The organism is Alteromonas sp. KC3 (assembly GCF_016756315.1).
Lineage (GTDB): Bacteria > Pseudomonadota > Gammaproteobacteria > Enterobacterales > Alteromonadaceae > Alteromonas.
The window spans coordinates 1,704,773-1,728,306 of the sequence record NZ_AP024235.1 but is presented as its reverse complement, the minus strand read 5'-3'; the positions used below and the strand labels follow the sequence as shown (position 1 = coordinate 1,728,306).

At 44.9% G+C, this 23,534-nt stretch carries 19 protein-coding genes; 12 read left to right on the top strand and 7 right to left on the bottom strand.

Annotation, left to right across the window (positions count from 1 at the left end):
* The first annotated feature begins 477 nt into the window (after positions 1–477).
* Genes JN178_RS07775 through JN178_RS07765 form a run of 3 tightly spaced genes read left to right on the top strand, consistent with a single transcriptional unit; the run spans position 478 to position 4,037 of the window.
* Positions 478–969: a (2Fe-2S)-binding protein gene (locus JN178_RS07775; protein WP_202265032.1), complete on the top strand. Its 492-nt coding sequence runs from the start codon at positions 478–480 to the stop codon at positions 967–969.
* Complete coding sequence (locus tag JN178_RS07770; RefSeq protein ID WP_202265031.1) at positions 966–3,263, top strand: xanthine dehydrogenase family protein molybdopterin-binding subunit; 2,298 nt, start codon at positions 966–968, stop codon at positions 3,261–3,263. The genes JN178_RS07775 and JN178_RS07770 overlap by 4 nt, the downstream gene beginning before the upstream one ends.
* Positions 3,264–3,275: 12 nt before the next feature.
* On the top strand, positions 3,276–4,037 hold the full coding sequence (locus tag JN178_RS07765) for a hypothetical protein (protein ID WP_232369721.1): 762 nt from the start codon (positions 3,276–3,278) through the stop codon (positions 4,035–4,037).
* 68 nt (positions 4,038–4,105) lie between these two features.
* Here the strand turns inward: JN178_RS07765 and JN178_RS07760 are convergent, their stop codons facing one another.
* A complete protein-coding gene (locus JN178_RS07760; RefSeq protein ID WP_202265030.1) occupies positions 4,106–4,600 on the bottom strand; it encodes an acyloxyacyl hydrolase in 495 nt (164 codons plus the stop codon).
* A gap of 217 nt (positions 4,601–4,817) precedes the next feature.
* Here JN178_RS07760 and JN178_RS07755 point away from each other — a divergent pair, with 217 nt between their 5' ends.
* The 5 genes from JN178_RS07755 to JN178_RS07735 all read left to right on the top strand — a co-directional run bounded on the left by JN178_RS07755 (position 4,818) and on the right by JN178_RS07735 (position 12,285).
* Positions 4,818–5,462: an NAD(P)H-dependent oxidoreductase gene (locus JN178_RS07755; protein ID WP_202265029.1), complete on the top strand. Its 645-nt coding sequence runs from the start codon at positions 4,818–4,820 to the stop codon at positions 5,460–5,462.
* Between the two features lies 1 nt (position 5,463).
* Positions 5,464–7,395, top strand: coding sequence for a monovalent cation:proton antiporter-2 (CPA2) family protein (locus JN178_RS07750; protein ID WP_202265028.1), 1,932 nt, complete (start codon positions 5,464–5,466; stop codon positions 7,393–7,395).
* Positions 7,396–7,530: 135 nt separating this feature from the next.
* Positions 7,531–8,664 carry an efflux RND transporter periplasmic adaptor subunit gene (locus JN178_RS07745; RefSeq protein WP_202265026.1) on the top strand — a complete coding sequence of 378 codons (1,134 nt, stop codon included), beginning with the start codon at positions 7,531–7,533 and terminating at the stop codon, positions 8,662–8,664.
* 2 nt (positions 8,665–8,666) lie between these two features.
* Positions 8,667–11,714 (top strand): efflux RND transporter permease subunit, encoded by a 3,048-nt coding sequence (locus JN178_RS07740; protein WP_202265024.1) that lies wholly within the window; start codon positions 8,667–8,669, stop codon positions 11,712–11,714.
* Between the two features lie 145 nt (positions 11,715–11,859).
* Positions 11,860–12,285, top strand: a complete 426-nt coding sequence (locus tag JN178_RS07735; protein WP_202265022.1) for a hypothetical protein — start codon at positions 11,860–11,862, stop codon at positions 12,283–12,285.
* Positions 12,286–12,380: 95 nt separating this feature from the next.
* Here the strand turns inward: JN178_RS07735 and JN178_RS07730 are convergent, their stop codons facing one another.
* The 4 genes from JN178_RS07730 to JN178_RS07715 form a co-directional block, all read right to left on the bottom strand.
* The gene (locus JN178_RS07730; RefSeq protein ID WP_202265020.1) at positions 12,381–12,914 is read right to left on the bottom strand and encodes a peroxiredoxin family protein; all 534 of its coding nucleotides are present in this window, start codon (positions 12,912–12,914) and stop codon (positions 12,381–12,383) included.
* A gap of 134 nt (positions 12,915–13,048) precedes the next feature.
* A complete protein-coding gene (locus JN178_RS07725) occupies positions 13,049–13,873 on the bottom strand; it encodes a 2OG-Fe(II) oxygenase (RefSeq protein ID WP_202265018.1) in 825 nt (274 codons plus the stop codon).
* Positions 13,874–13,883: 10 nt separating this feature from the next.
* Positions 13,884–15,221 (bottom strand): aldehyde dehydrogenase family protein, encoded by a 1,338-nt coding sequence (locus JN178_RS07720; RefSeq protein WP_202265016.1) that lies wholly within the window; start codon positions 15,219–15,221, stop codon positions 13,884–13,886.
* Positions 15,214–16,017 (bottom strand): CmcJ/NvfI family oxidoreductase, encoded by an 804-nt coding sequence (locus tag JN178_RS07715; RefSeq protein ID WP_202265014.1) that lies wholly within the window; start codon positions 16,015–16,017, stop codon positions 15,214–15,216. Before JN178_RS07715 ends, JN178_RS07720 begins: the two co-directional genes overlap by 8 nt.
* Positions 16,018–16,104: 87 nt before the next feature.
* Here JN178_RS07715 and JN178_RS07710 point away from each other — a divergent pair, with 87 nt between their 5' ends.
* Positions 16,105–16,998 (top strand): LysR family transcriptional regulator, encoded by an 894-nt coding sequence (locus JN178_RS07710; protein ID WP_202265012.1) that lies wholly within the window; start codon positions 16,105–16,107, stop codon positions 16,996–16,998.
* A 24-nt stretch (positions 16,999–17,022) separates the two neighbouring features.
* Here JN178_RS07710 and JN178_RS07705 read toward each other — a convergent pair whose 3' ends face one another.
* Positions 17,023–17,607: a TetR/AcrR family transcriptional regulator gene (locus tag JN178_RS07705; RefSeq protein WP_202265010.1), complete on the bottom strand. Its 585-nt coding sequence runs from the start codon at positions 17,605–17,607 to the stop codon at positions 17,023–17,025.
* Positions 17,608–17,763: 156 nt separating this feature from the next.
* Here JN178_RS07705 and JN178_RS07700 point away from each other — a divergent pair, with 156 nt between their 5' ends.
* The 3 genes from JN178_RS07700 (at position 17,764) to JN178_RS07690 (ending at position 21,729) form a co-directional block, all read left to right on the top strand.
* Positions 17,764–18,918: an aromatic ring-hydroxylating oxygenase subunit alpha gene (locus JN178_RS07700; protein ID WP_202265008.1), complete on the top strand. Its 1,155-nt coding sequence runs from the start codon at positions 17,764–17,766 to the stop codon at positions 18,916–18,918.
* Positions 18,919–18,986: 68 nt separating this feature from the next.
* A complete protein-coding gene (locus tag JN178_RS07695; RefSeq protein ID WP_202265006.1) occupies positions 18,987–20,519 on the top strand; it encodes an FAD-dependent oxidoreductase in 1,533 nt (510 codons plus the stop codon).
* Between the two features lie 193 nt (positions 20,520–20,712).
* Positions 20,713–21,729: an MBL fold metallo-hydrolase gene (locus JN178_RS07690; protein ID WP_232369720.1), complete on the top strand. Its 1,017-nt coding sequence runs from the start codon at positions 20,713–20,715 to the stop codon at positions 21,727–21,729.
* Between the two features lie 16 nt (positions 21,730–21,745).
* On the opposite strand, the gene JN178_RS07685 is transcribed toward JN178_RS07690, so the two are convergent.
* The gene (locus tag JN178_RS07685; protein WP_202265002.1) at positions 21,746–23,464 is read right to left on the bottom strand and encodes a putative bifunctional diguanylate cyclase/phosphodiesterase; all 1,719 of its coding nucleotides are present in this window, start codon (positions 23,462–23,464) and stop codon (positions 21,746–21,748) included.
* Between the last annotated feature and the right edge of the window lie 70 nt (positions 23,465–23,534).

Here is a 23,534-nt window from a genome sequence, read left to right as displayed (position 1 = left end):
GTAACTAAAAGTATACTAATTGCTTTGCTGAACAAGGTAACTAAACTATACCACAAGTCTTTCTCGAGCTGTAACTTTGAGCACTTACTAATTAGTCTACACTTAGTGGTCAAGGTTCCACCGAACACCTCGGAGTCAATCAATGTGTAAATTAGTGTTCAACAACACACATTACTTGATCAGTTTTGGACCAATACCGCGCACCAGAAAGACACTTCAAAGAAATCACAACAATGGTGATTTTCTGTTTCTTAAACACTGCCTTAGGGCCTGTCTAGGGTTTCCTTCCACTACGCAATTGGCGAAACCCACATCTTGGTGTTCATCACTTTCGATCTACACAATGAAAACAGCAGTATCAAGACTATTTTTGACCTTAATAATAACAATATTCACGCAGGCAAAACAGACCGTTCACTCCAAGTATTTCCTTGGCGAGAGCATCACTAACCAACTAATCACACGGTGAATAATACCATGATTGAATTTACGTTAAACGGAAAAACAGTGCGCACCGATGCCGCACAAGATACCCCTCTCGTATGGGTGATAAGAGACGAATTTGGTTTAAAAGGTACGAAATTTGGCTGTGGTGTTGCTATGTGTGGTGCCTGTACGGTTCATGTTGAAGGCAATGCCGTTCGCTCATGCTCCTATCCTGTTTCTTTGGTTAAGGGAAAAGTCGTAAATACCATTGAAAGCTTTAACAATGAGCACCCTCTTCAAAAAGCATGGGTAGAAGAACAAGTGCCGCAATGTGGCTACTGTCAGTCGGGGCAAATCATGCAGGCAGCGACGCTTCTTGATAGAAACCCTAGTCCAAGTGACCAAGATATCGTGAATCACATGAGCACTAACTACTGTCGCTGCATGGCATATGTACGCATTAAAAAGGCCATAAAGCGCGCTTCTACTAATACGGTAGAAATCTTTGACCCACGTGCCACGTCTGAGGGAGAAAACGCATGAGCATAAAATCTTTAAGCCAAGCGAAAAAAGACAATATAAACCTTTCTCGTCGTTCGTTTATGGTGGGTACGGTAAATACAACACTGCTGATGGCGTTTGGCGCGTCAGCCATTCCTTCAGTTTTGTCAGCCAAAGAGGCGTTATCAAGCAAAACGTTCTCGCCCAATGTGTGGTTTGAAATGGACACTGCAGGAAATGTAGTGGTGAACATTGCCAAAGCCGAAATGGGGCAACATGTGGGTACGGCTATTGCTCGTATTCTGGCAGACGAACTAGAATGCGACTGGGACAAAGTGTCTATAGTGCATGTAGATACCGACCCCAAATGGGGCTACATGGTCACAGGAGGATCATGGTCCATTTTCCAAACCTATAAGCCCATGTCTCAGGCGGGAGCCGCTGGTCGCCACGTGCTTATAAACGCTGGCGCAACACTGCTTGGCGTCGCCCCATCAAGCTGCAAAGCACAACGAGGCTTCATTGTTTCTGGTAACCAGAAAATTAGTTACGGAGATATTGTTGCAAAAGGAAATGTGGATAAAACCTATTCCGCCGATGAATTAGGTGCACTCGCTATTAAACCTGGGAACAAACGTCACCTCATCGGTATAGGCAACGATTATAAAGCGTTAGACATACCGCCTAAGACTAACGGTAGCGCCGTATACGGCATTGATGTTGAAGTCGAAAACATGTTGTACGCACGCCCTATCTTGCCCCCAACACGTTATGGAAGCACAGTCACTAATGTTGACGACAGCCAAGCCAAATCACTTCCTGGTTATAAAGGTTTTAAAATATTGACCGACCCTTCAGGTACTGTCGAAGGATGGGTTGCCGTTCTTGCCAACGACTATCCAACTGCCATAAAAGCGGTTGATAAAGTTAAAGTAAGTTACAACGCAGGTAAGACAGCAAATGTTAGCGAAGCCGATATTCAAAAAGAAGGCGAGCGCATTTGTCGCGACCGCAGTGAAGGGACACTTTTTGTTGATGAAGGCAATGTTGCACTAGCACAAGAAAATGCGGCTAGCAGTATTGAAGCAATGTATACCACCGCTACAGCGAGCCACTTTCAATTAGAACCGCTAAATGCCATTGCTGAATTTAAAGAAGGCAAGTGGCACATTCATACGGGCAATCAGTGGCAAAGCCTTACCCTTCCTACTGTAGCAAAAGCCGCTGAAGTGCCAGAGGCCGATGTAGTTATCCATCAGTACTATTTGGGTGGTGGTTTTGGACGTCGTTTATTTGGTGACTGGATAATTCCGGCACTATTGACCGCTAAGGCTGCGGGCCAGCCTGTGAAAATGTTGTTTATGCGTCCTGACGATACTATGTTTGATCAGCCTCGCTCAGCATCTACATCACTATTTAATGCCTCATTTGATGAGTCGGGCAAATTTACTGGTATGGAACATGCGCTAGCGGCTGGTTGGCCTACCTTGGCAATGGCGCCAGGCTTTATGCCTGACGGTGTTGATGGCAAAGGCAAGGTTGACCCATTTTCAGCATCAGGTGCCGATCACTGGTACACCATGGAGCATCACCGAGCTCGCGTTATCAACAACAAAGTCGCGCAAGACACCTTCACTCCGGGTTGGTTGCGCTCTGTCGGCCAAGGTTGGATTGTTTGGGGCTTAGAGAGCTTTATCGACGAAATTGCTCATGAAACAAAACAGAATCCTGTGGACTTCCGTCTTGCTATGTTAGATGGCAAGGGTAAACAAGCAGGTAAAGCGCCAGAAAGTGTAGGCGGCGCTAAGCGACTTGCTAATACTCTTGAACTACTCAAGAAAAAAACCGCGGGTGTAACGCTTGGTGACAATGAAGGTATTGGCTACAGCGTAACGGCGGGACAGGAACGAACCATGCCGGCATGGATAGCAACTGCTGCTCACGTTCACGTTGATAAGCGCTCTGGCAAAATTACATTGAAAAAACTGTGGGTAGTGGCCGATGCGGGCATTGTCGTTCACCCCGATGGTGCAATGGCACAAATGGAAGGCTCGCTGCTTTGGGGCACCAGCCTTGCACTGTTTGAGCACAACGAGATAAAAGACGGCTATGTAGCCAAGAAAAACCTGCATACCTACTTACCACTTCGTATGAACGACGTACCAGAAATGGATATTGAGTTTGTTGAGAGTGACGAGTTTCCGGTTGGGCTTGGTGAACCCGGCGTTATCGGTGTTGCGCCCGCTGTGGGCAACGCTGTATTTGATGCCGTTGGCGTACGACTTCGTCACCTGCCAATGCTGGCCTCGCATGTTACCGATGCGCTAAAAGCATAAGGAGTGTTCACAATGAAGATATCATTTAAGTCAGGGCTGATGATAAGTCTGACAAGTGTTGTAGCACTATTGGCAATGTCAGTAACAGGGTGCACAAATAACGCTAGTGTGACAAAAGCTAGCAGCGAGCCCCTACCAAAGGATGTAGCAACAATTACCACTGCCTATACGGCCTATAAATCAAAACCGAATGCCGAGACCGCATTTGCATACCTGTTTGATGTGGCCACCAGCCCACGGTGTGTGAACTGTCACGGTGTGGTTGAAAACGGTGCACACCGCCCAACTGTTGGCGATAACCGTACGCACCATCCAATGAACATCACTTCCATTAATAACCTTAAGATGGCTGTCCAAGATGGAAAATTTGTTCAGGTAGGTGAAACTAACCCTGTTAATTGTCGTGGTTGTCACCAAGATGAAAATGCGGACGAACCAGGTCGCGCACCTGGCGCGGCAAACGACCTGATGCCTGGTTTCGTGTGGCATATGCCGCCACCCACCATGATTATTGCGCGAGACGTAACGCCCGTGCAGCTGTGTAATAACTGGTTAAATCCGCAGCTTAATTCATTTTTGGCACAGCGGGGTGGACGTAATGATATGAAAACCTTCAAAAAAGAGTTTGAACATCACGTTAAAGACGACCCACTCGTTCGATGGGCTTGGGCGCCAGGTCCAGGGCGCACGCCAGCACCGGGCACCCACGAAGACTTTGGCAATGCAATGACTCTTTGGATTGACGCGGGAGCCCCCTGCCCCAGCCAATCATAATTAAACAGTGGCCAAATAAAAACCGCGCATTTGCGCGGTTTTTAAACAACGCCGAAGCGTAATGATGATTAAAAATGATAGTGTGCACTTAAGACAAATGATTCAGAACCCGGATTAATGTCGCCAAGGCCACCATTTGAAATATGGCCAATTTCAGCTTCAAGTGAAACGCGTTCGTTTAATCGATAGAGGCCAGACAGCGAAGAGTAAAATTCGATAGAGTCACCTAACTCTTCTGATTCATCTACTATACCGGCGTGAAATGCTACACGCACAGTGAAGTCCCCCTGCTGGTAAACATCTTTTGCAACACCAGCAGCAAAGTAGTGCTGACCTTCGTCTGCGGTAACAAGTAACACGGTAGGACGCAAACCGTAGTAATTCTGTAATGGTTTATGGATATAAGCAGTATGCACTGCGTAACGATCGGCTTCGTCAAATACGTTCCATACCGCACCGCCAACTTTAAGTTCGCTGCCTTGTGGAAGTGCAGACGCGGAGAATGTCATTAAAGAAGAAACTGCTGATAGTGCAACTGCGAGTGTTTTAAGGTGTGTTTTCATGGTTATACTGTTCTTAGCAAAGTGTTGAAGTAACGTTCCGTCAAATCCATTATTTTCATCCGTGGGTGTATAATGGTAATCAAGTAACTTTTTTCAACCTAATAAACTTTGGTAACCTTATAACTTTGAAGAAATAGAAATTCGAAATTGATTTAACATCAACTAAACTTCTGAAATAAAAAACAAAAGTAGCTCTAAGCTCGCCTGGAAAACGTGTATGAATAGCGATAAAAATAGCGACATTGATGAAAATAAGAACAGTAAAAAGGTTTTAGTGCTTTTTGCTCACCCTGCGCAGACACGCTCTGAAGTTAACGTTCCACTTTTTTCAGATGCACAAGCTAACAAGCATGTCACCGCTGTAGACTTGTATGCCGAGTATCCCGATTTCAATATTGATATAGAACGCGAACAACAGCGGCTTATCGATCACGACATCATTATTTTTCTGTACCCATTATATTGGTACTCAACGCCGTCAATTTTAAAAGAATGGCAAGATCTCGTGCTTGAATATGGTTTTGCCTATGGACACGAAGGTACGGCACTTAAAGGTAAACAGTTTTTGTGTGCCATAAGCGCTGGTGGCAAAGAAGAAGCGTATCAAACTGATGGCTTTAATCATTTCACTATCCGTCAACTTCTCCAACCCCTTGAACAAATGGCAAGCATTACCCATATGACCTATCTTGCGCCTTTTGCGTTATTTGGCTCTCGCACCGCGCAAGAAGAACACCGTATTAGCGAGCATCGTCGAAAATGGACGACATTGCTAAATAAACTCGTCAAAGGCGAACTGAATATGGAAAAAGCAATGAACATCGAAAACCTAGCCGATTTGTGCACGCAGTCAGGAGAGTAAGATGACAGGCTATTTTCTTTATGCATTTATTTATCTCGTAGCTGCTGTTATTGCCGTTCCCATCGCCAAGCGACTAGGGCTTGGCTCAGTTCTAGGCTATTTAATTGCAGGTCTAATCATTGGCCCGGTATTCGGACTTGTAGGTGACGAAACTACAACCATTCAACACTTCGCCGAATTTGGTGTGGTGATGATGCTATTCTTGGTCGGTTTAGAACTTGAACCCCGGTCTTTGTGGGCCATGAAGTCCAAGCTTCTAGGCCTAGGTGGGTTACAGCTTGGACTGACTGCGGCGCTAATAACCGCCGCCGCAATTGCACTGGGTCAGCCCTTTGGGATATCTCTGACAATAGGGCTCATTTTTGCTTTATCCTCTACCGCTATTGTACTGCAAACCTTTCAAGAAAAAGGGTTACAGCAAACCGAGGGAGGCAAAAGCGCGTTTTCGGTACTCTTGTTTCAAGATATCGCCGTCATCCCTATGCTAGCACTAATTCCGCTGCTGGCTATTCCTGAACTGGCATCAAGTGCAGCAGAGCACGGAGCAGGCGGCGAAAGCCACGATAGCTTGAGCTTAGTAGAGGGGCTTCCGCCGTGGGGCTACGGCTTAGTCATCATTGGCTCTGTCGCCTTTGTCACCGTGGGCGGTCACTACCTAAGCCGCCCCTTATTCAAATTTGTCGCTTCATCAAATTTACGTGAAATTTTCACGGCAACGGCACTGATGCTTATTATCGGTATTGCCGCACTGATGGGTTTGGTAGGCCTCTCCCCTGCTCTAGGCGCCTTCTTAGCGGGCGTTGTACTTGCCAATAGCGAGTTTAGGCACGAATTGGAGGCAAACATTGAGCCTTTCAAAGGGCTGCTGCTTGGACTCTTTTTTATCACAGTCGGTGCAGGCATTAATTTTGGGGTTCTGTCGGACAACGCAGCATTGATTGCAGGTCTTACTCTTGTGGTTATGCTGATAAAAGCCATAGTACTGTATGTAATTGCCGTCGTATTTAAGTTGCGCGATAGCAACAAATGGCTATTTACACTTAGTTTGGCACAAGCGGGGGAATTTGGCTTTGTATTGTTAAGTTTTGCATCGCAAAACTATGTACTACCCAGTGATATTATTTCTGTTCTGTCTTTGGTTGTCGCCATTTCTATGTTCTTAACCCCTGGGCTTTTCATCTTGTTCGACAAGGCCATTATGCCTCGCTATAAAGGCAGTAAAACAGAACGTGAACAAGACACCATAGAAGAACAAGGCTCGGTTGTAATTGCGGGTATAGGGCGCTTTGGTCAAATTATTAACCGCTTACTGGTGGCCAATGATGTAAAAACCGTGGTCCTTGATATTCGCTCAGAACAAATTGATCTGATTAGGCGTGTTGGTACAAAAGCTTATTTTGGTGATGCATCTAAGCCGGATATTTTGCACACAGCAGGTGCTCATGACGCCTCTTTGTTGGTTATCGCCATCGATGATAAAGACACGGCTGCCGAAATGGTAAAGTACGCCAAGCATGCCTACCCCAATGTTAAGGTACTTGCTCGCGCATTCGACCGCGGTCACGGATATCGATTGCGCCAGCTGGGTGCTGACTATGTTGTGTCAGAAACATATCATTCCGCACTGGAAATGGGCGCAGAAGCACTGCGTTCGCTGAATATTCACCCCTTCCATGCTGAACGCCAAAAAATGGCCTATAAGAATATTGAAGACCAACAAAACGATGTGCTGTATCACGCGTGGATTGACGATGCGAGCGGTGAACGCGTTGACAATAACTACCTAAAACTATTTATTGAACTCGAAACGTTAATTGAAAATGCACTGAAAGCAGATTTGCATGACAAACACTCAAAAATGCGCGGTTGGACGCCGCCGCCTAAAGGCTACGCTGAAAAACTTGAGCACGATGAAATGCCTGACAATAAATAAGGTAACGCACATATTTTGAAGTTTGCATATAAAAAGCTGATCGAAACCACCGCTAAACGCTATAACTGTAATTACACTATGCTTTTGCGTGTTGCTTTGCAGCAATTACACACATCACCAATACGGAGAGTTATCATGCCGCTTTTTAAGGGTAGTTTCCCAAATACCGTAACATCTATAGGTTTCGCCATTGTTGTTCTTTGTGGCTTAAGTGCTTGTGATGATGCACCTGCTCCACCTAAGGCCGTATCTTCAACACCGGTCACTTTGTACAAGGTGCAGCATTCAGATGAAACTATTGCTAAGTTTCCCGGTCAGGTTGAAGCGGCAGAATACTCAAACTTATCTTTTCGAGTTGGTGGAAAGCTGCAAGAGCTGCTGGTCAAAGCGGGTGAAGAAGTCAAAGAAAATCAACTTATTGCGCGCTTAGACGACCGCGATGCAAAAGCACAACTGGCAACTGCTCAATCTCAATTCGATGTGACATCTGCCATGTTTAAGCGCATGGAAGCATCGGTAGAAAAAGGTGCTGTAAGTCGCTCTACCTTCGATGAAGCAAAAGCCAATTTTTTGTCCGCCAAAGCCAGTTTAACCAACGCAGAAGATCAGCTTAGCTATACCGAACTTCGCGCTCCGTTTGCAGGGCTTATAGCATCTGTCCCTGTTGAAAATTACCAAGTGGTTGTGCCGCAGCAAACCATTGCTGAACTTCATATGCCAGGGGCAATTGATGTGACATTTCAACTACCTGAACAAAAAATGCGTATGATTGACCGCTCAAGAGCAAAAGCAAACCGTAGTTCTGAAATTGCTTGGGTGACATTCTCTGGAATGCCAGAAAAGCGCTATGGTGCAATGTATAAAGATCATGAAAGTACCACTCGCCAAGGCGAACTGAGCTATGAAGTTACCCTTACGCTACCGGAACCAGAGGATATCAATGTTCTGGCGGGGATGAGTGCTACCGTCCTACTTGATATGTCAAAGCTCATAGAATCAGATGCGAAATTGTGGTTAGTGCCTTTTGGCGCGGTGGTTACCGACAATGCTGAACCTGACAAAGCCATTGTATGGCGCTTCAAACCAGAGGGTGATAATGGCCAAAAAGGCACTGTGGAGCCAGTTGAAGTCATGATCACGCGAGGTATCTCTAACGGCTTATTAGTAGAGGGTCCGTTAAACGATGATGACAGAATTGTCGCAGCCGGTGCCCATCTTGTGAAAGATGGACAGCAAGTTACGGAGTGGACGAAAGAAGGAGGCCTGTAGTCATGGTCGAGTATTTCTTTCGCCAAAAAGTTATTAGCTGGATGGTGGCTATCATCCTTGGACTAGGTGGCATTGTCACTTTCCTTGGGTTGGGGCAGTTAGAGTTCCCTGAATTCACCATTAGAAACGCGCTGGTTATTACGCAATACCCCGGGGCAACACCGGAGCAGGTTGAAGAAGAAGTTACCCTTCAATTAGAGAAAGCGATTCAGCGCATACCCAACGTTAAACGGGTAAGTTCGGTCAACATGGTTGGCTCGTCTCAAATAACCGTTGAACTTGAAAGCAGTGTTCAAGAAAAAGATCTAGAACAATATTGGGATAATCTACGACGAAAAATAGGTGATGCCCAGGCAACCCTCCCCCCAGGCACCAGCACGTCTATCGTAAACGATGATTTTGGCGATGTCTTTGGTCTGTTGATGACCCTTAGAAGCGAAGACTATACGCTAAAACAAATGGAAGACTTTGCTGATTTAATGCAGCGAGAAATTCAGCTTGTAGAAGGGGTGAAAAAGATTTCTATTGCCGGCACGGTTAACGAGCAAATTATTGTTTCACTAGACCACGACAAGATGAAAGCCTTGAATGTATCCACCGAAGCCATTGCAGGACTTTTGACAGCACAAAATATCGTGGGAAATGCGGGCTCTATTAAAGTTCAAGGCAAACGACTTTCTATTCAGCCCACCGGCGAATTCGACAACTTAGACGCCCTTGGTCAAGTGGTTATTGGCTCGCCCGCAAGCGGATTGATAAGGCTCACTGATATTGCCACCATTGAGCGTACGCTTAATGATACCCCCTCTATTTTGTATCACAGTGGCGGCGCACCTGCCCTTTCCATTGGTGTATCATTTGCGTCAGCGGTTAACGTAGTGGATGTCGGTAAACGCCTTGAGGCAAAAATAGCTGAACTAGAAGCGCGCATGCCTCTTGGCATGGAATTAACGACTGTTTACAACCAACCTACGGTAGTCGATGACTCTGTCACAGGGTTTCTCATTAACCTAGTAGAAGCTGTCGCCATTGTTATCTTTGTATTGCTCTTGTTTATGGGCTGGCGAAGCGGCGTATTGATGGGGCTCATTTTGGTACTTACCATCCTAGGTACCTTTATTCTGATGTCCATAAAAGGCATTGAGCTTCAAAAAATCTCCCTTGGTGCCCTTATTATTGCGTTGGGTATGTTAGTTGATAACGCAATTGTGGTTACAGAAGGAATGCTTATTGGCGTTCGCAAGGGGCAAACCAAACTGCAAGCAGCGAAAGATGTTGTGTCGCAAAACGGGCTCCCCCTTTTAGGTGCAACCGTTATAGCCATTACCGCTTTTGCGCCTATAGGGCTGTCACCTGATGCCACTGGCGAATTTGTTGGTTCGCTGTTCTGGGTGCTTTGCTTCTCACTATTTTTAAGCTGGATAACAGCACTCACTATTACGCCTTTCTTTTTCGATTTGTTATTCAAAACTGAAAAAGAACGAGGAACCAGTGAAGATGATGACCCTTACAAGGGGTTCATATTTACCGTTTACAAGCGCTTTTTAACGGCGGCCATTAATTTTAGGTACATCACTATTGTCATCGTACTTCTGGCATTAGTGGGAGGTGTTGCCTCTAGCAAATTTGTTAAAAATGCCTTCTTCCCCGACTCCTCAACCCCGCTTTTCTTTGTTGATTTGTGGCTACCTGAGGGTAGCGATGTTCTTACCACTGAGCAGTCTATACGTCGTTTAGAAAATCGCGTTATGCAGATGGAAAACATTGCTAACGTTACCAGCGTAATTGGAGGTGGCGCACAACGACTAACCCTTACCTATGCCCCGGAAGACAGATACGCCAGTTACGGCCAGCTAATTGTTGAAACCAATACAGTTGAATCACGTGATGCGCGCATGCGCGAAATCATTGAGCTCGTTAGAGAAGATTTCCCTAACGTGCAATACAAAGTAAAAGCATTACAAGTTGGACCTTCTGCCAAAGCAGCAATAGAAGCGCGCATTTATGGCCCAGAGCCAGAGGTTCTGCGGGAAATAAGCAGCGATATCGAAGCCATTTTTAACGCTGAGCAAACTATGGACAGCGTACGGCTATCTTGGAGCAACAAGGTTCCTTTTGTGGAGCCTGTTTTTCTTGAAGAGCAAGCTCGCCGAATTGGCGTTACCAGAGATGCAGTTCACACGGCATTCTTACTCAACAACGAGGGACAAAGCGTTGGCTTATATCGCGAAGGCAGCGACTTAATACCCATTGTCATGCGTAATGACCCTAACCAGCGCTACGACATAGACAACCTTGCGTCGCTTAATGTGTGGAGCCAAGAACAAGGTAAATACATCAGCATGGCCGATGTAATCAGTAATGTTGACGTAAGCCTGGACAACCCGATTATTAAACGCCGAAATAGAGTAAGGATGTTAGCTGTCTATGCCGAACCTTTGCCTTTATCGGGTGAAACGGCCGCTAGCGTGCAAGCCAAAGTACGCCCATTGGTAGATGAACTAACGCTACCAGACGGTTATAGCATTGAATGGGGCGGCGAATATGAAACGTCTCGCGATGCACAAAAAGCGCTTTTCGCTAGCATGCCAATTGGCATTATCGGCATGTTTATTATTACCGTATTGCTGTTTGGTAAATTGCGACAAGCACTGGCCATTTGGGGGGTTATCCCTCTTACCACCATCGGTATTATTGGCGGTTTAGTACTTGTTGGCGCGCCATTTACCTTCATGGCTCTGTTAGGCAGTTTAAGCCTAATTGGAATGGTGCTTAAAAATGGTATTGTACTGATGGAAGAAATAAACGTGCAATCAAGGGGTGATGGTGATGCATTTACTGCTGTTATCAACGCTTCAGTATCACGTGTACGACCGGTTTCTATGGCAGCAATTACTACCATTTTGGGGATGATCCCGCTGTTTTCCGATGCGTTCTTTGCATCTATGGCGGTAGTAATAGTATTTGGCTTAACGGTTGCAACAGTACTCACGCTGCTTATTTTGCCAGTGTTGCACTGCACCTTCCATGGTATTAAGGCAGACAAATAGGCGCCGATACCAAGTAAATGTGTGTAAGAAGGAGCACTAGCCTCGAAAAGCAAAGTGCCATACTATAAGTCAATAAAGCCAGCGTAAGCTGGCTTTTTATTATTTGATTTTGTTTGATAAATACACAGTGGTAACGGAAAAAGTTATGAGAGAACTCGCCAAACTCAAAGGCTATTATTTTACAGCGGTCGTTAGCCTACTGTTTGCTGTTATTGGCTTTTCGTATAACGCATGGCGCATGGAAGTGTCTGAGAGTAACAACAATGTGCGTACTGCGTCATTTGAAGTACTTAAAGCGCTAGCGGAACTAGAACGCAATGTATTTGCCGCACACTACGACCAAGACTCTATAAAAGGAAACCCAAGAGAGGGCTGGGTGCAAGTGGGATTAATTTCCGACCTGAGCGTTCTTATCGACCCCAAGGTTGAGAGCAAGGCAAATGCATTGAAAATCAGATGGGGAAAAAACTGGGAAATGCTTCCAACTACAGAATCGTCAGCGACAACCGTCGTTGCAGCCATTGACGAAGTGCGTGTAGAGATAAAGGATGTGTTATCGTCACTGCAATAAATAGCAGACCAAAGCGAACTTCAGGCTATGCCTATCGCTCGCTTTGGTACTACGCCGGCTATACGTTCTAAGCGTTGACGTTTACAGCACACTTTTTAATAAGCAAATGTACCTCTAATTGGGTAGTTATTGTTTGGGTCTCGTATCCAATTTAAACCATTTGCCAGGGCGCCAAGTTCGGGTCTGACAAATGGGTTATTAGAAATATCGACAACATGCAGGTTGCCTTGCTCATTCACCACAAACAAGCCTGGCTCGGCAAAATTATGATCGGTTTCTTGCTCAGAGCGCGGTATTGAGATGTAGACACCAAGCGCCTTCATTTGCGCTTCTGTTAAGCCGTAGGCGACAGGGAAATTTACCGATACTTGGGTTAACTGCTGACGCATTTGCGCTTCAGAATCAGCCGACACGGCAATAATATCAACACCAGCTTGCGCAAAATGCTCTTTGTATTCTGCAAGCTGGTTTAGATAACGAGTACACAACGGGCAGTGACGACCGCGGTATACAAAAACCGCTTGCCACGTAAAGCCATCACGTGGTTGACCTAAGGTAACTTGATTACCTTCACTGTCTGTTACTTCAATAGACGGAAATGCATCACCTGCATTTAATTTAACTGACATTTGTTTTCTCCAAATCGATTAATAGCTGAGGCATTTTATGGTTGATGTTGCCAAACATCGCGCCTGTGTATGATATTAGGGAGTCTTAGCACTAATACAATGAGTAGCATTTTTGTAACTACCCCGAGTCTCCCTTAAAGTTCGAATAGCATATCGGTACGTATAATGTACTTAACGCCTTTGGTTATTGGCGTTGAGCTGTGTAAACAGTGTAAAGGATGTCGCCCGTGAGGAAATAAAAGTACTCCTCCAGTAGGTGTTCTAACATTTATATGAGCTTGCTTGTCGCCGCGTCGAGCAGGCTCACCCGGCTTATCTGCATTGACAAGAAATTGTGTTTCACCCCCCTCGAAATCATCGTTGAGCAAAATAAGAAATGTCATTTTGCTGTATCTGTCTGAGTAAGCATTGGTGACCAAATTATTGCCAACAACTTTTGATCCTGGCCAATCCCCATCAATATGAAATTTAAAATAATCACCTTCTTGATAGCGATAAAAACGAAACCGAGTATTAATACCTAGCGGTTTTTTACCATCAAATATCGACAAGTGTTGCTCTGCCAGCGCAGATACGCGTTGCCATATACGTCGCTCTGTCGCATCGTCAACCACAATTGTTACATTGTCGTTATGACGAATCTCGCGAGGAAGCGAGACCGCGGCATCTTTCAGAAAGCCCAACGCTTCAGATGTTTCGATAAAGCGGCGGCACTCGGCCTCACTGAAAACATTGAGCAATTGGTATGCACCTGGCACTTCAGCGATATCATTGCGTGTTGCCAAGAGGCCTTGGTCTGCTTTTGCATTAGCCTCGCTTGAATCCGCGTCAAAATTTACGCTTTTTCCAGCGTCTACTGAATCAAGTAAAAAGGCATTGTCGCGTTTCGCGGCCCATGTAGGAATAGCAGGGTTTTGAGCTCCAGGCTCACGTGCAATAACGAAAAAGTTCTCTTTCATCTCTAGTCTCCTATGCGCTTATTACTTGCACTTGGGTAAACTGTCTATGCCCATCTAGAGAGCCGTGATACCCATAGCCACTTTCTTTCGCTCCTACCCAGGGTGCATCTCCCGCTCCTACACCAGCGTTAATACCCACCATACCTGCTTCCATGTTTTCAGACACGTAACTGGCGTTTTGACGACCAAATACAACCGCGCCTAAACCTAGGTTAGAATTGTTAGCATGTGTAATTGCCTCATCAACGTCCTTAAATGAGGCAATGGCGATCACTGGGCCAAAGGTTTCTTCGTTCGACATCAACATACTTTGTGTTAACCCAGCAACAACGGTTGGCTGAATGAACGGTGGATGATAATCATCACTTCCCAACAAAAACTCAGCGCCCTGTTGCTTAGCATCAACCAAGTGCCTTATCACGTGTTGATGCTGTTTTTCATTAACCAAGGGCCCAATATTGACACCCGCTAAGTCCCAAGGTCCGACTGAGTACTGAGCGGCAATATTGACCACCCGCTCACAGAATTCATCATAAATAGCTTCGTCTACGTAGATACGCTCGGTAGACGTACACATTTGCCCGGAGTTTTCAAACGAGCTGGCTACGGCGAAACGCGCCGCGGCATTGATGTCCGCATCGTTAAGCACAATCATGGCGTCATTACCTCCTAACTCCATAACCAAGCGATGAAGTTTGGGTGCGGCTGTTTTCATGATGTGTTTTCCCGCTTCAACGGAACCTGTGAAAGCGACCATATTTATGTTGCTTTGCACCAAAGCCTTACCGACTTCACCGTCACCATGAACAATATTCAGTACCCCTTCGGGTAAAACGCGATTCAGCGTGCTCACAAACAGATCTGCAACCAAAGGCGTATTTTCAGAGGGTTTCAGCACTACCGTGTTACCAGCAACCAATGCTGGTACAAGCAAGTTATTCGCCATGGCTAAGGGATAGTTCCACGGCGAAATAATGCCAACAACGCCAAGCGGACGATAATGGATTTGTGTTCCACTTGGCTTTCTAATCGGGCTTACCGCTTGAACCACTTCTTGGCTGAAGTAAGCTGCGCTTTGCATTACCCCCATTACTTCATAAGTTGCTCTGCGTTTATCTTTTCCCATTTCCTGTGAAATCAAAAAGATTAGCTTTTCAGCTACACTTTCAAGGGCGCTGAAGGCTTCTTTGACTATGCTTGCCCTTTGCTGAGCGGTGTACTTACGCCAAGCCTGTTGTGCTATGCGCGCTTTGCCTACCGTGTCCTCGACCGCACTTCTACTCGCTATTTCTACGCGCCCAATTTCCTTACCATCAAGCGGATTAGTCGATACCAGTGGATTACTCATTCTTATCTCCTGAAAATACAATTGCTCTAATCTCTATACTTGTGCGCGGTGGTAATAACTCTCCTTGCTGATTGTTTATAACTTCGACGGCAGAATGAGGAACACCAAACATGCCTTCTGGAAGCGTCGAGTCGAACACCTTAAATAACAAGCCTTCACCAGGAGCCATATCAGATTGGTAATACCAGCGGTGTTTTGGGCTGTAACTAATCGCCGCTAATTCACCAACTCGGTCGGGGTAAATAAGTTTTAAACGATGAAAATCACTTTGCTGCACTGTTGCCAAATCAACCATTGCAAGAGGCGATGATTTAACAACGCTGTGTACCGGTAACCACAAATTGACCAGCTTATAGTTGCGTGATCGGAGCTGTGACTTGTCTTTTGTCTCTGCAAGCATACGATGCTCAGCTGACGTATTTGTATAGTCGTTGTGTACCGTTTTTACTGGGGCTCTGTTATGGATGGTTTTCTCAGCGCGCGTGGTAGAGCGGTAAGTATGATCAAAGATTTGAACATGCTTGGTATCAAACTTGCGCTGCAAGAATGTAATTACAGAAGGGTATAGCTGCGCTATCACTGCTTCGTCGTTCTCAAAGTGATTAAAAGCCGGTTCAAATCTCACGACTTCAAAACCGTTTGTATCAATTGAAAACTCGCGCTTGCTTTTACGCATATCAGTGATATCGATATTTCGCTTATCAATTGATGTGGTCAATTCCGAAGCGCCAGGCCCTTGATAGGTTTGGTCGTATTCCAATGTACCTTGGGGTAATACATAATTTACAGAAAACATGATTCATTCCTCAATATCGCTTTGATGAGTGAATGATAAAGTCCGAGGTGATACAATAAAATCAAGTAACCCATGTAACTGATACAAGTGAAACCAAGTAAACTTATAGAAATCAAACAACTGAAGATTTTGCTTGCCCTAATTAAGGAAAAGAATTTATCGAAAGTGGCCGAGCAATTAGGCATATCTCAGCAAGCAGTGAGTGAACACTTAAAAAAATTGCGTTCAGCATTCAACGATAGGTTATTTATTAGAAGTGGCAGTGGTGTAGAGCCCACTGCGTTTACTGTTGCGCTTCAGCCAAAATTAATTGCGGCCATTGAAGCGGTAGATGGCCTGCTTAAACCCGACACGTTTTTACCTGCATCGACAAAAGCTACATTTACAATAAGCTGTACCGACTTTGAGCAAGTTTCGCTGCTTCCCAAAGTACTCAGTGTTATTAGAAAAGAAGCGCCCTTTTTAAAGATTGCAGTGAAAAAACTAGAGTTAGACACGCTAGCTGCAGATTTGAAAAATGGTGATGTAGATGTTGCTCTCACTAACCCCGCATTTGCGCCGAGCCACTATCCATGCGAAACACTTTATAATGAACACTATACCTGTGTAGCTTCATCAAAAAATAATCAGGTTTCATCGTCAATGAGCATTGAAAGTATTGCCAACATTCCACAGGTGGTTGTGTCACCCTCAAGAGGTGATTTTAGTGGGGCAATACAGCACTGGTTTGAATCACAAGGCCACCCTCGCAATGTTATGATGACCTTTCCTACTTTTTCTGCGGCAATAGCAGCTATCCACAGTACAGACCTATGCGGATTTATTCCAAGCGCCCTCCTTCCCGACTCTCGCCTTCAAATGATAGAGATCGCTCCCCTCCCTCCTCAATTTGATGTAATTAGTATCTGGCACCAGCGCTTGTCCAGCGACCCCTTAACTCAGTGGATACGCCGTATCATTCGCGATGCAGCCAATAGTTAATAATCAACGCCTAATGCTGAATGGCTATGTATCAAAGATGATCCCTCTTAACATCGCCATGTGTTGCTGTTCGTGTAGCTTCCGTTCTTCGCGCGTATAAAGCTTATCGAGCGTGGGGCGGGAAACGACGTAGTATTGCGTTGCGCCCAACAAGTGGTACACAAAAGCAAGCGGTGAGTGCTCTACAAACCCCCCCTTTTGCTGCCCGCTATCTACAATGGCAACAATCTCATCAAGAAAAGGGCGCAAAAACCACTTATTTGCTTGTTCAGCGCGTTCGCGATTATCGAGTAACTCTCGCATGAGCAAAATGATCACTCTTAGTCGTTCTTCATCAGCGCGTATCATCTTTTCAAATAGTGCAAATAGCTGTGTTTGCGCATCGTCAGATTCAGTTTTGATTTCCGTTACCAGGTCAATAAGATGATTAGCCGCCTTTGCTAGCACAGCAGCGTAAAGCTTTTCTTTTGATGGAAAATGATGAAGCAAACCCTGCTTACTTACACTTACCTCCGCGGCAACATCGTTAATGCTTGTGCCATAGAAACCATTTTTCGAAAAAAGAATAGTAGCAGTATTCAATAACTTGTCTTTCGTTTTTAACTTCACTTCGTCGTTCCAACGCCAAAAGTGTTAATACAATGTTGACAGCTTACCACTTGGTAGGTACTTTGTAAAAAACCTACCGATTGGTAAGTTACCTTAAGAAATGTACACCGCGTTTGAATAACCAAAACGTACGCTTCCCGTTTTAGGAGTGACATCATGAATACCGATATCGAAAAGTTGTTATTAAAGAGTGCGAAACAAAACGTAGCGAATAAAACTACCTCACTAGGTGATATTGAGGTGCGCTCCGATACCAACAGATATACCAGTCAATCTCGATTTAACGATGAAATAAATAAGGTGTTCAATACGTTGCCAACCATTGTGGCTCACGTCTCTGAAGTGAGAGAGCTTGATAGCTATAAAGAAGTTAAGACGACCATGGGGTCCTTAATTGTTAGCCGAGACTCCAACAATCACGTGCATGTGTTTAGAAACGCTTGCCGGCATAGAGGTGCGAAATTGGTAGAAGATTCAGGGTGCACCAAGCAGTTTGTGTGCCCCTACCACGCATGGTCATATACTACAGATGGTACCCTAAACAACATTCCTGGCCACCAGCACTGCTTTCCTAATACTCATAAGTCAGACAATGGCTTGATAGTAGTCCCCAGCATCGAAATGTATGGTTTCATTTGGGCATGCCCAAGCGTTGCTGAAAATGAAGATATCAAAGCCCATTTAACGAGTCACTTGGCTGGCATGAATGCACACCTTGAGTGGCTAAAAGCAGATGAGTTGACGCACTTCAAACGCTTTACCAAGGTATGGAAGGGTAATTGGAAACTCTTTTCTGAGGGCGGGCTTGAGACTTATCACTTTGCATTTGCACACAAAGAAACCATAGCGCCGTTTTTCTACAACAATGTGGCAGTAATAGATAAGGTTGATATGCACTACAGGGTAGTCATGCCCACAAAAAACCTGTCGTCTGAAGCGGCACAAGCAACAGATGATTTATCGCTGCACGACTACAGCCATACACTATTTATGCTGCTTCCGAATACAGCGCTGCTTATACAAAAAGAACATGTGGAATTTATAAGCTTTCGTCCGCTAAGTTCAGGTGAAACCGAAATAACTGTCACGACGTTAATTCCCAATAGTACTGACGTTAACGATGTTAATCAGCTTCGCCATTGGCAGAAAAATCACGACATCACAAATACCACGCTTAACGAAGACTGGGCATTGGGCGAGTCTATTCAATCATCGTTAGAAAGCGGTGCATTACCCTTCATTCAATATGGCAAAAATGAATGGGCTCTGCATGCCTTCAATGAAGAGCTTAATGCCCTTCTTGCTGTGTAGTGACTCTTTTCATGTAAAAAATCGGCTTTGGGTGCTTAAAAACTAATTGGTTCGACGAGGTAGAGTCTATGTCGCAGTATAGAATTTGGGAATGTCAGGCGTGTGGTTGGCTTTATGATGAAGAAAAAGGCTGCCCGGAAGAAGGTTTGCGCCCCGGTACTAAATGGGAAGATATTCCTGACGATTGGTGCTGCCCTGAATGCGGCATTAGTAAGCGTGATTTTCAAATGAAACAGGTGGCTGAAACGAGCGAAGTTGAGCAAATGAACACTCAAAACGGATCGCTCCCACTCTTTCACAGTGAAAGCCCTGCAGGAATAAAACCGTTAGCCAGCAAACGAACTCAGAACAACGACGCAAGCGGCGCTCCCATCGTGGTTATAGGTTCGGGCATGGCGGGCGTTAACTTTGTAAAGTCGTATCGTCGACACGATAAACATACGCCTATTGTTGTAATTTGTGCAGATGATGGCGCGATTTACAGCAAACCTCAGCTGTCTAATGCCTATGCGCAGCAAAAAAGTATTGCCGCGCTTACCCAAAGTTCAGCCATAGAGTTTTCGCGCCAATATAACGTTAGGCTTTTTACTCATACGTTGGCAGAACGTGTAGATACACAGGCAAAGTGTGTGTTACTTCAAGGAGGCGGAGCGCAACCTTACGATAAGTTGGTTCTAGCCACAGGTTCATCGGCTATCACGCCCTCTATTGAAGGTAACGCAAACCACAAGATTCGCGCTCTAAACAACTTAAGTGATTACGGGCAGTTTGTCACTGAAGCCGCGCACGTGCGCCACGTTACTATTATGGGTGCAGGCCTAATTGGCTGTGAGTTTGCAGATAACCTGCTTCGCGCAGGACTCGGCGTTAGCATTGTTGACCCGAACCCCAGTGCGCTCTATTCGCTTCTGCCCCATGAAGCGTCACTTTCACTAACTCAGTCTCTAACAGAAGCAGGTGCCGATTTCCATTTTGGTACGACGGTGTCGCGTATTGAAAATCGCGAGCTGGGCACAAAGGTGATACTGGCTAACGGACGGCGCTTTAATAGCGATCTTGTACTATCGGCAATTGGCGTACAACCCAACATAGAATTAGCGTTGCGTTCTGGTATTTCGTGCCAGCGTGGTATTTTAGCTAACAGTCATCTAGCAACATCGGTTCAAGATGTATTTGCCATAGGAGACTGTGCCCAAGTTTCAATGCAACGCGTTGCTGCTAGTGATGATGCAAGCCCCATTAAAGATAATACCGAACAGATTGGTGCAGTTCTGCCCTATGTCGCGCCACTGTTAAACCAAGTTAAGTTACTAGCCTTAAATTTGGCCAACGAGATAATACATGAGAAAAAACCCGCGCATTTGTCTTACCCCATAATGCCAATCGTTGTGAAAACCAGCTGCCACCCTATCAACATGGTACTCCCCATTCATACGACTGCTGGCCACAATCGATGGGCAGTAGAAGAACAAGATAGTGACGGCGTTAGTGCAAGGTTACTCGATAATAAGTTCAACACCATCGGCTATGTGTTGACAGGCAAATACGTAACCAACGAGCGCTGTAACGCATACACCACCCTTATTCCCAATAGAGATTAGCTTATCTCCACGGCTGCCTTGAAAACGTTGATAAATGGCTATGCCGATTCAAAAACAACCTAAATTACACTAAGCAGTTTACTTTTGAGCAAAAACAAGTATTATAAATAAACTACACCGTGCAGTATACTTTTATTAAGGTGAGATAATGCTTGCTTATCGTCGCACTTGCTTTGTTATTGGAGTTTTATTTATGACGTCGTTTTGCGGTTGCTCAAACGCTATTGCAGAGAATGCCCCACTACCTGAAAAATTCAGCAATACACACATTACATACCAAACGTCATTAGGTGATATGTGGAAGATGTTGAAAGCCTATTGGCGCGACGACAGAAAGGCAGCAACGCCTACATTTGAAATTCCGGTTGTTCCGCTTGATATCGACAAGCTTGATGCGGTTGAAGAAGACAGCATTGTGAAACTTGGACACTCAACCACACTGCTTAAGGTAAACGGCGAGTACATTCTTATCGATCCTGTTTTCAGTGAACGCGCCTCACCTGTGCAGTGGATGGGACCAAAGCGATTTCATGCATCGCCCATTAATATAGAGGCCCTGCCCGAGTTGGCAGCGGTTATTATTAGTCATGATCACTACGACCATTTAGATAAGGGCAGCATAGAAATCCTTAAACACAAAACGAGACAGTTTGTTATGCCACTTAAAGTTGGAAATCACTTGCGTGACTGGGGCGTAAAGAACAGTAAAATAACCGAGTTGGACTGGTGGCAAAAAACAATATTGAGTGGCATCGAGATAGTTGCAACGCCGTCTCAGCACTTCTCTGGACGCGGATTGTTTGATAGGGATGAAACACTTTGGGCTAGTTGGGTAATTCGTAGTACCACCACAAATGTGTTTTATAGCGGAGATTCTGGTTATTTTGATGGCTTTAAAGACATTGGTGATAAGTATGGGCCATTTGATTTATCACTCATTGAAACCGGAGCATACAACGAACTGTGGTCAGATATTCACATGCTTCCGCACCAGAGCCTTAAAGCCCATATCGATGTGCAAGCCAACGTAATGATGCCAGTACATAACAGTACGTTTGACTTGGCCTTGCACAATTGGAATGAACCTCTGGTTAAAATAACTGCCCTTGCTGAAAAGCAACGAGTGCCTGTGAGTACGCCAATTTTTGGTGAGATTATTCCAATCGCAAATGCAGCAGAAGCACCTAACAAAGTATGGTGGGAAGAATAAAAGTAGGTCTCTTCCCCTACTTCTTTGTAAGAAGTTTTTCGATTTCATTTGGAGCCAAGGGTTTTGAAAACAGAAACCCTTGTGCATATTCAACGTTTAAGTGCTTACAATAATTAGATTGCTCCTGAGTCTCAATGCCTTCTGCAACAATATTGAGTTCAAGTTTGTGGCCCATATTTATAATTGCTTCTAACAAAGCACCGTCATAAGGGTCCTCAGGGGCATGCTTCAAAAAAGAGCGATCAATTTTTAGATGGCTAATCGGGAATTGCCTAAGATAACTGAGTGAAGAATAACCCACACCAAAATCATCAATGGCAATTTCTACTCCCTTGGCTCTAAGCGCTCTTAACCCCTCAAGCACACTATCATCTGATTGAATGAGTAAATTTTCGGTCAACTCTATTCCCAAATCGCTGGGTAAAAGCCCGAACCTGCGTATCGTAGATTCAAAATTTGAAAAGAAATTCGGTTGAATTAACTCCTTTCCCGAAATATTGATGTCTACCCGAAGCATAATCCCCTTTTCTTTCCAAGCCTTGACCTGCTTGCACGCTTGCTCTAAAACCCACTGTCCAATTTTAACGATAAGATCAGTACGTTCGGCGATGCCTATGAAAATATTCGGAGGAGCACTTCGACTCGCGTCGGCAGGACACCAACGCAGTAGTGCTTCACATGCTGCAACGTGCTGATCACGCAAATCAAACTGCGGTTGATATACCAACATGAATTCGTCTTTCTTTAACGACTCGTGAAGCTGTGCCGTAATTGTCCGTTGCCGATTAACTTTTTCAAAAAGCTCAGCACTAAAGAATTGAAATTGATTGCGCCCTTCAGCCTTTGCTTGGTACATGGCGACATCAGCTTTTTTTAATAGATCGTCAGGCTTGCTCCCGTCTTGGGGAAAGTTACTCACGCCCGTACTCACCGTCATGTGCGCATTTTCCGTACCCAGTTCGAATGTACAGCCAAAACAGTCAGTAAGTTTTGAAGCAATGCGCGATACCTCATCTTGTGAAAGATCGCTATTAAGCACTATCACAAATTCATCGCCGCCAAACCGCGTTAACTTTCCATCGTTGCTTAAACATTTTTCAAGGCGCTTAGCAACGCTTCGCAATAACTCATCCCCCCATGTATGGCCCAAGGTATCATTAACTTCTTTAAACATATCAAGGTCTATGAAAAGAACTGCAAATTGGCTGTTATTACTTTTGGCCTCGGCAATTCTTGACTGCAATTCACTGTAAAGGAAACGTCTGTTTGGCAGCCCAGTGAGTAAATCGGTAGACGCCATTCTTTCTAGTTCTTGTAGTGCGGTATTTTCTTTAGACAAGTCCACATCAATGCAGAACATTTCTGGGTTGTCGGTTCCTTCCTTCAGCATCACATGAGAAGAAAAGACATGAACTAACGAACCATCTTTTCGTTTTAATTGAAGTCGTTCTGAGGGGATAGCTACACCTTCTTGCAGCCATTGTTGATGTAACGCTATGACGGCTTCCTTCATTTCAGCAGGAATAATGAGGTCTTCTAGTTTTCTACCTATAGCGTCTTGTTTTGAATAACCGTAAATTTCCTCACTTGAATGATTCCAATAAATTACCCGCCTTTCCTTGTCATAGCCCTGTACTGATATTTTGGGCAGCGCATCGATGAGATCAAGGAACCGCTGCTCCCCTTCATCGTACAAAGTAATGAATTGATTATCACTTCCTGGTTCAAAATTCATAGCACTCCTTCGCACTTGTAATCACATCACAAGCGTTTCTGGCAACCACTCTATATCAAGTATAGATTCA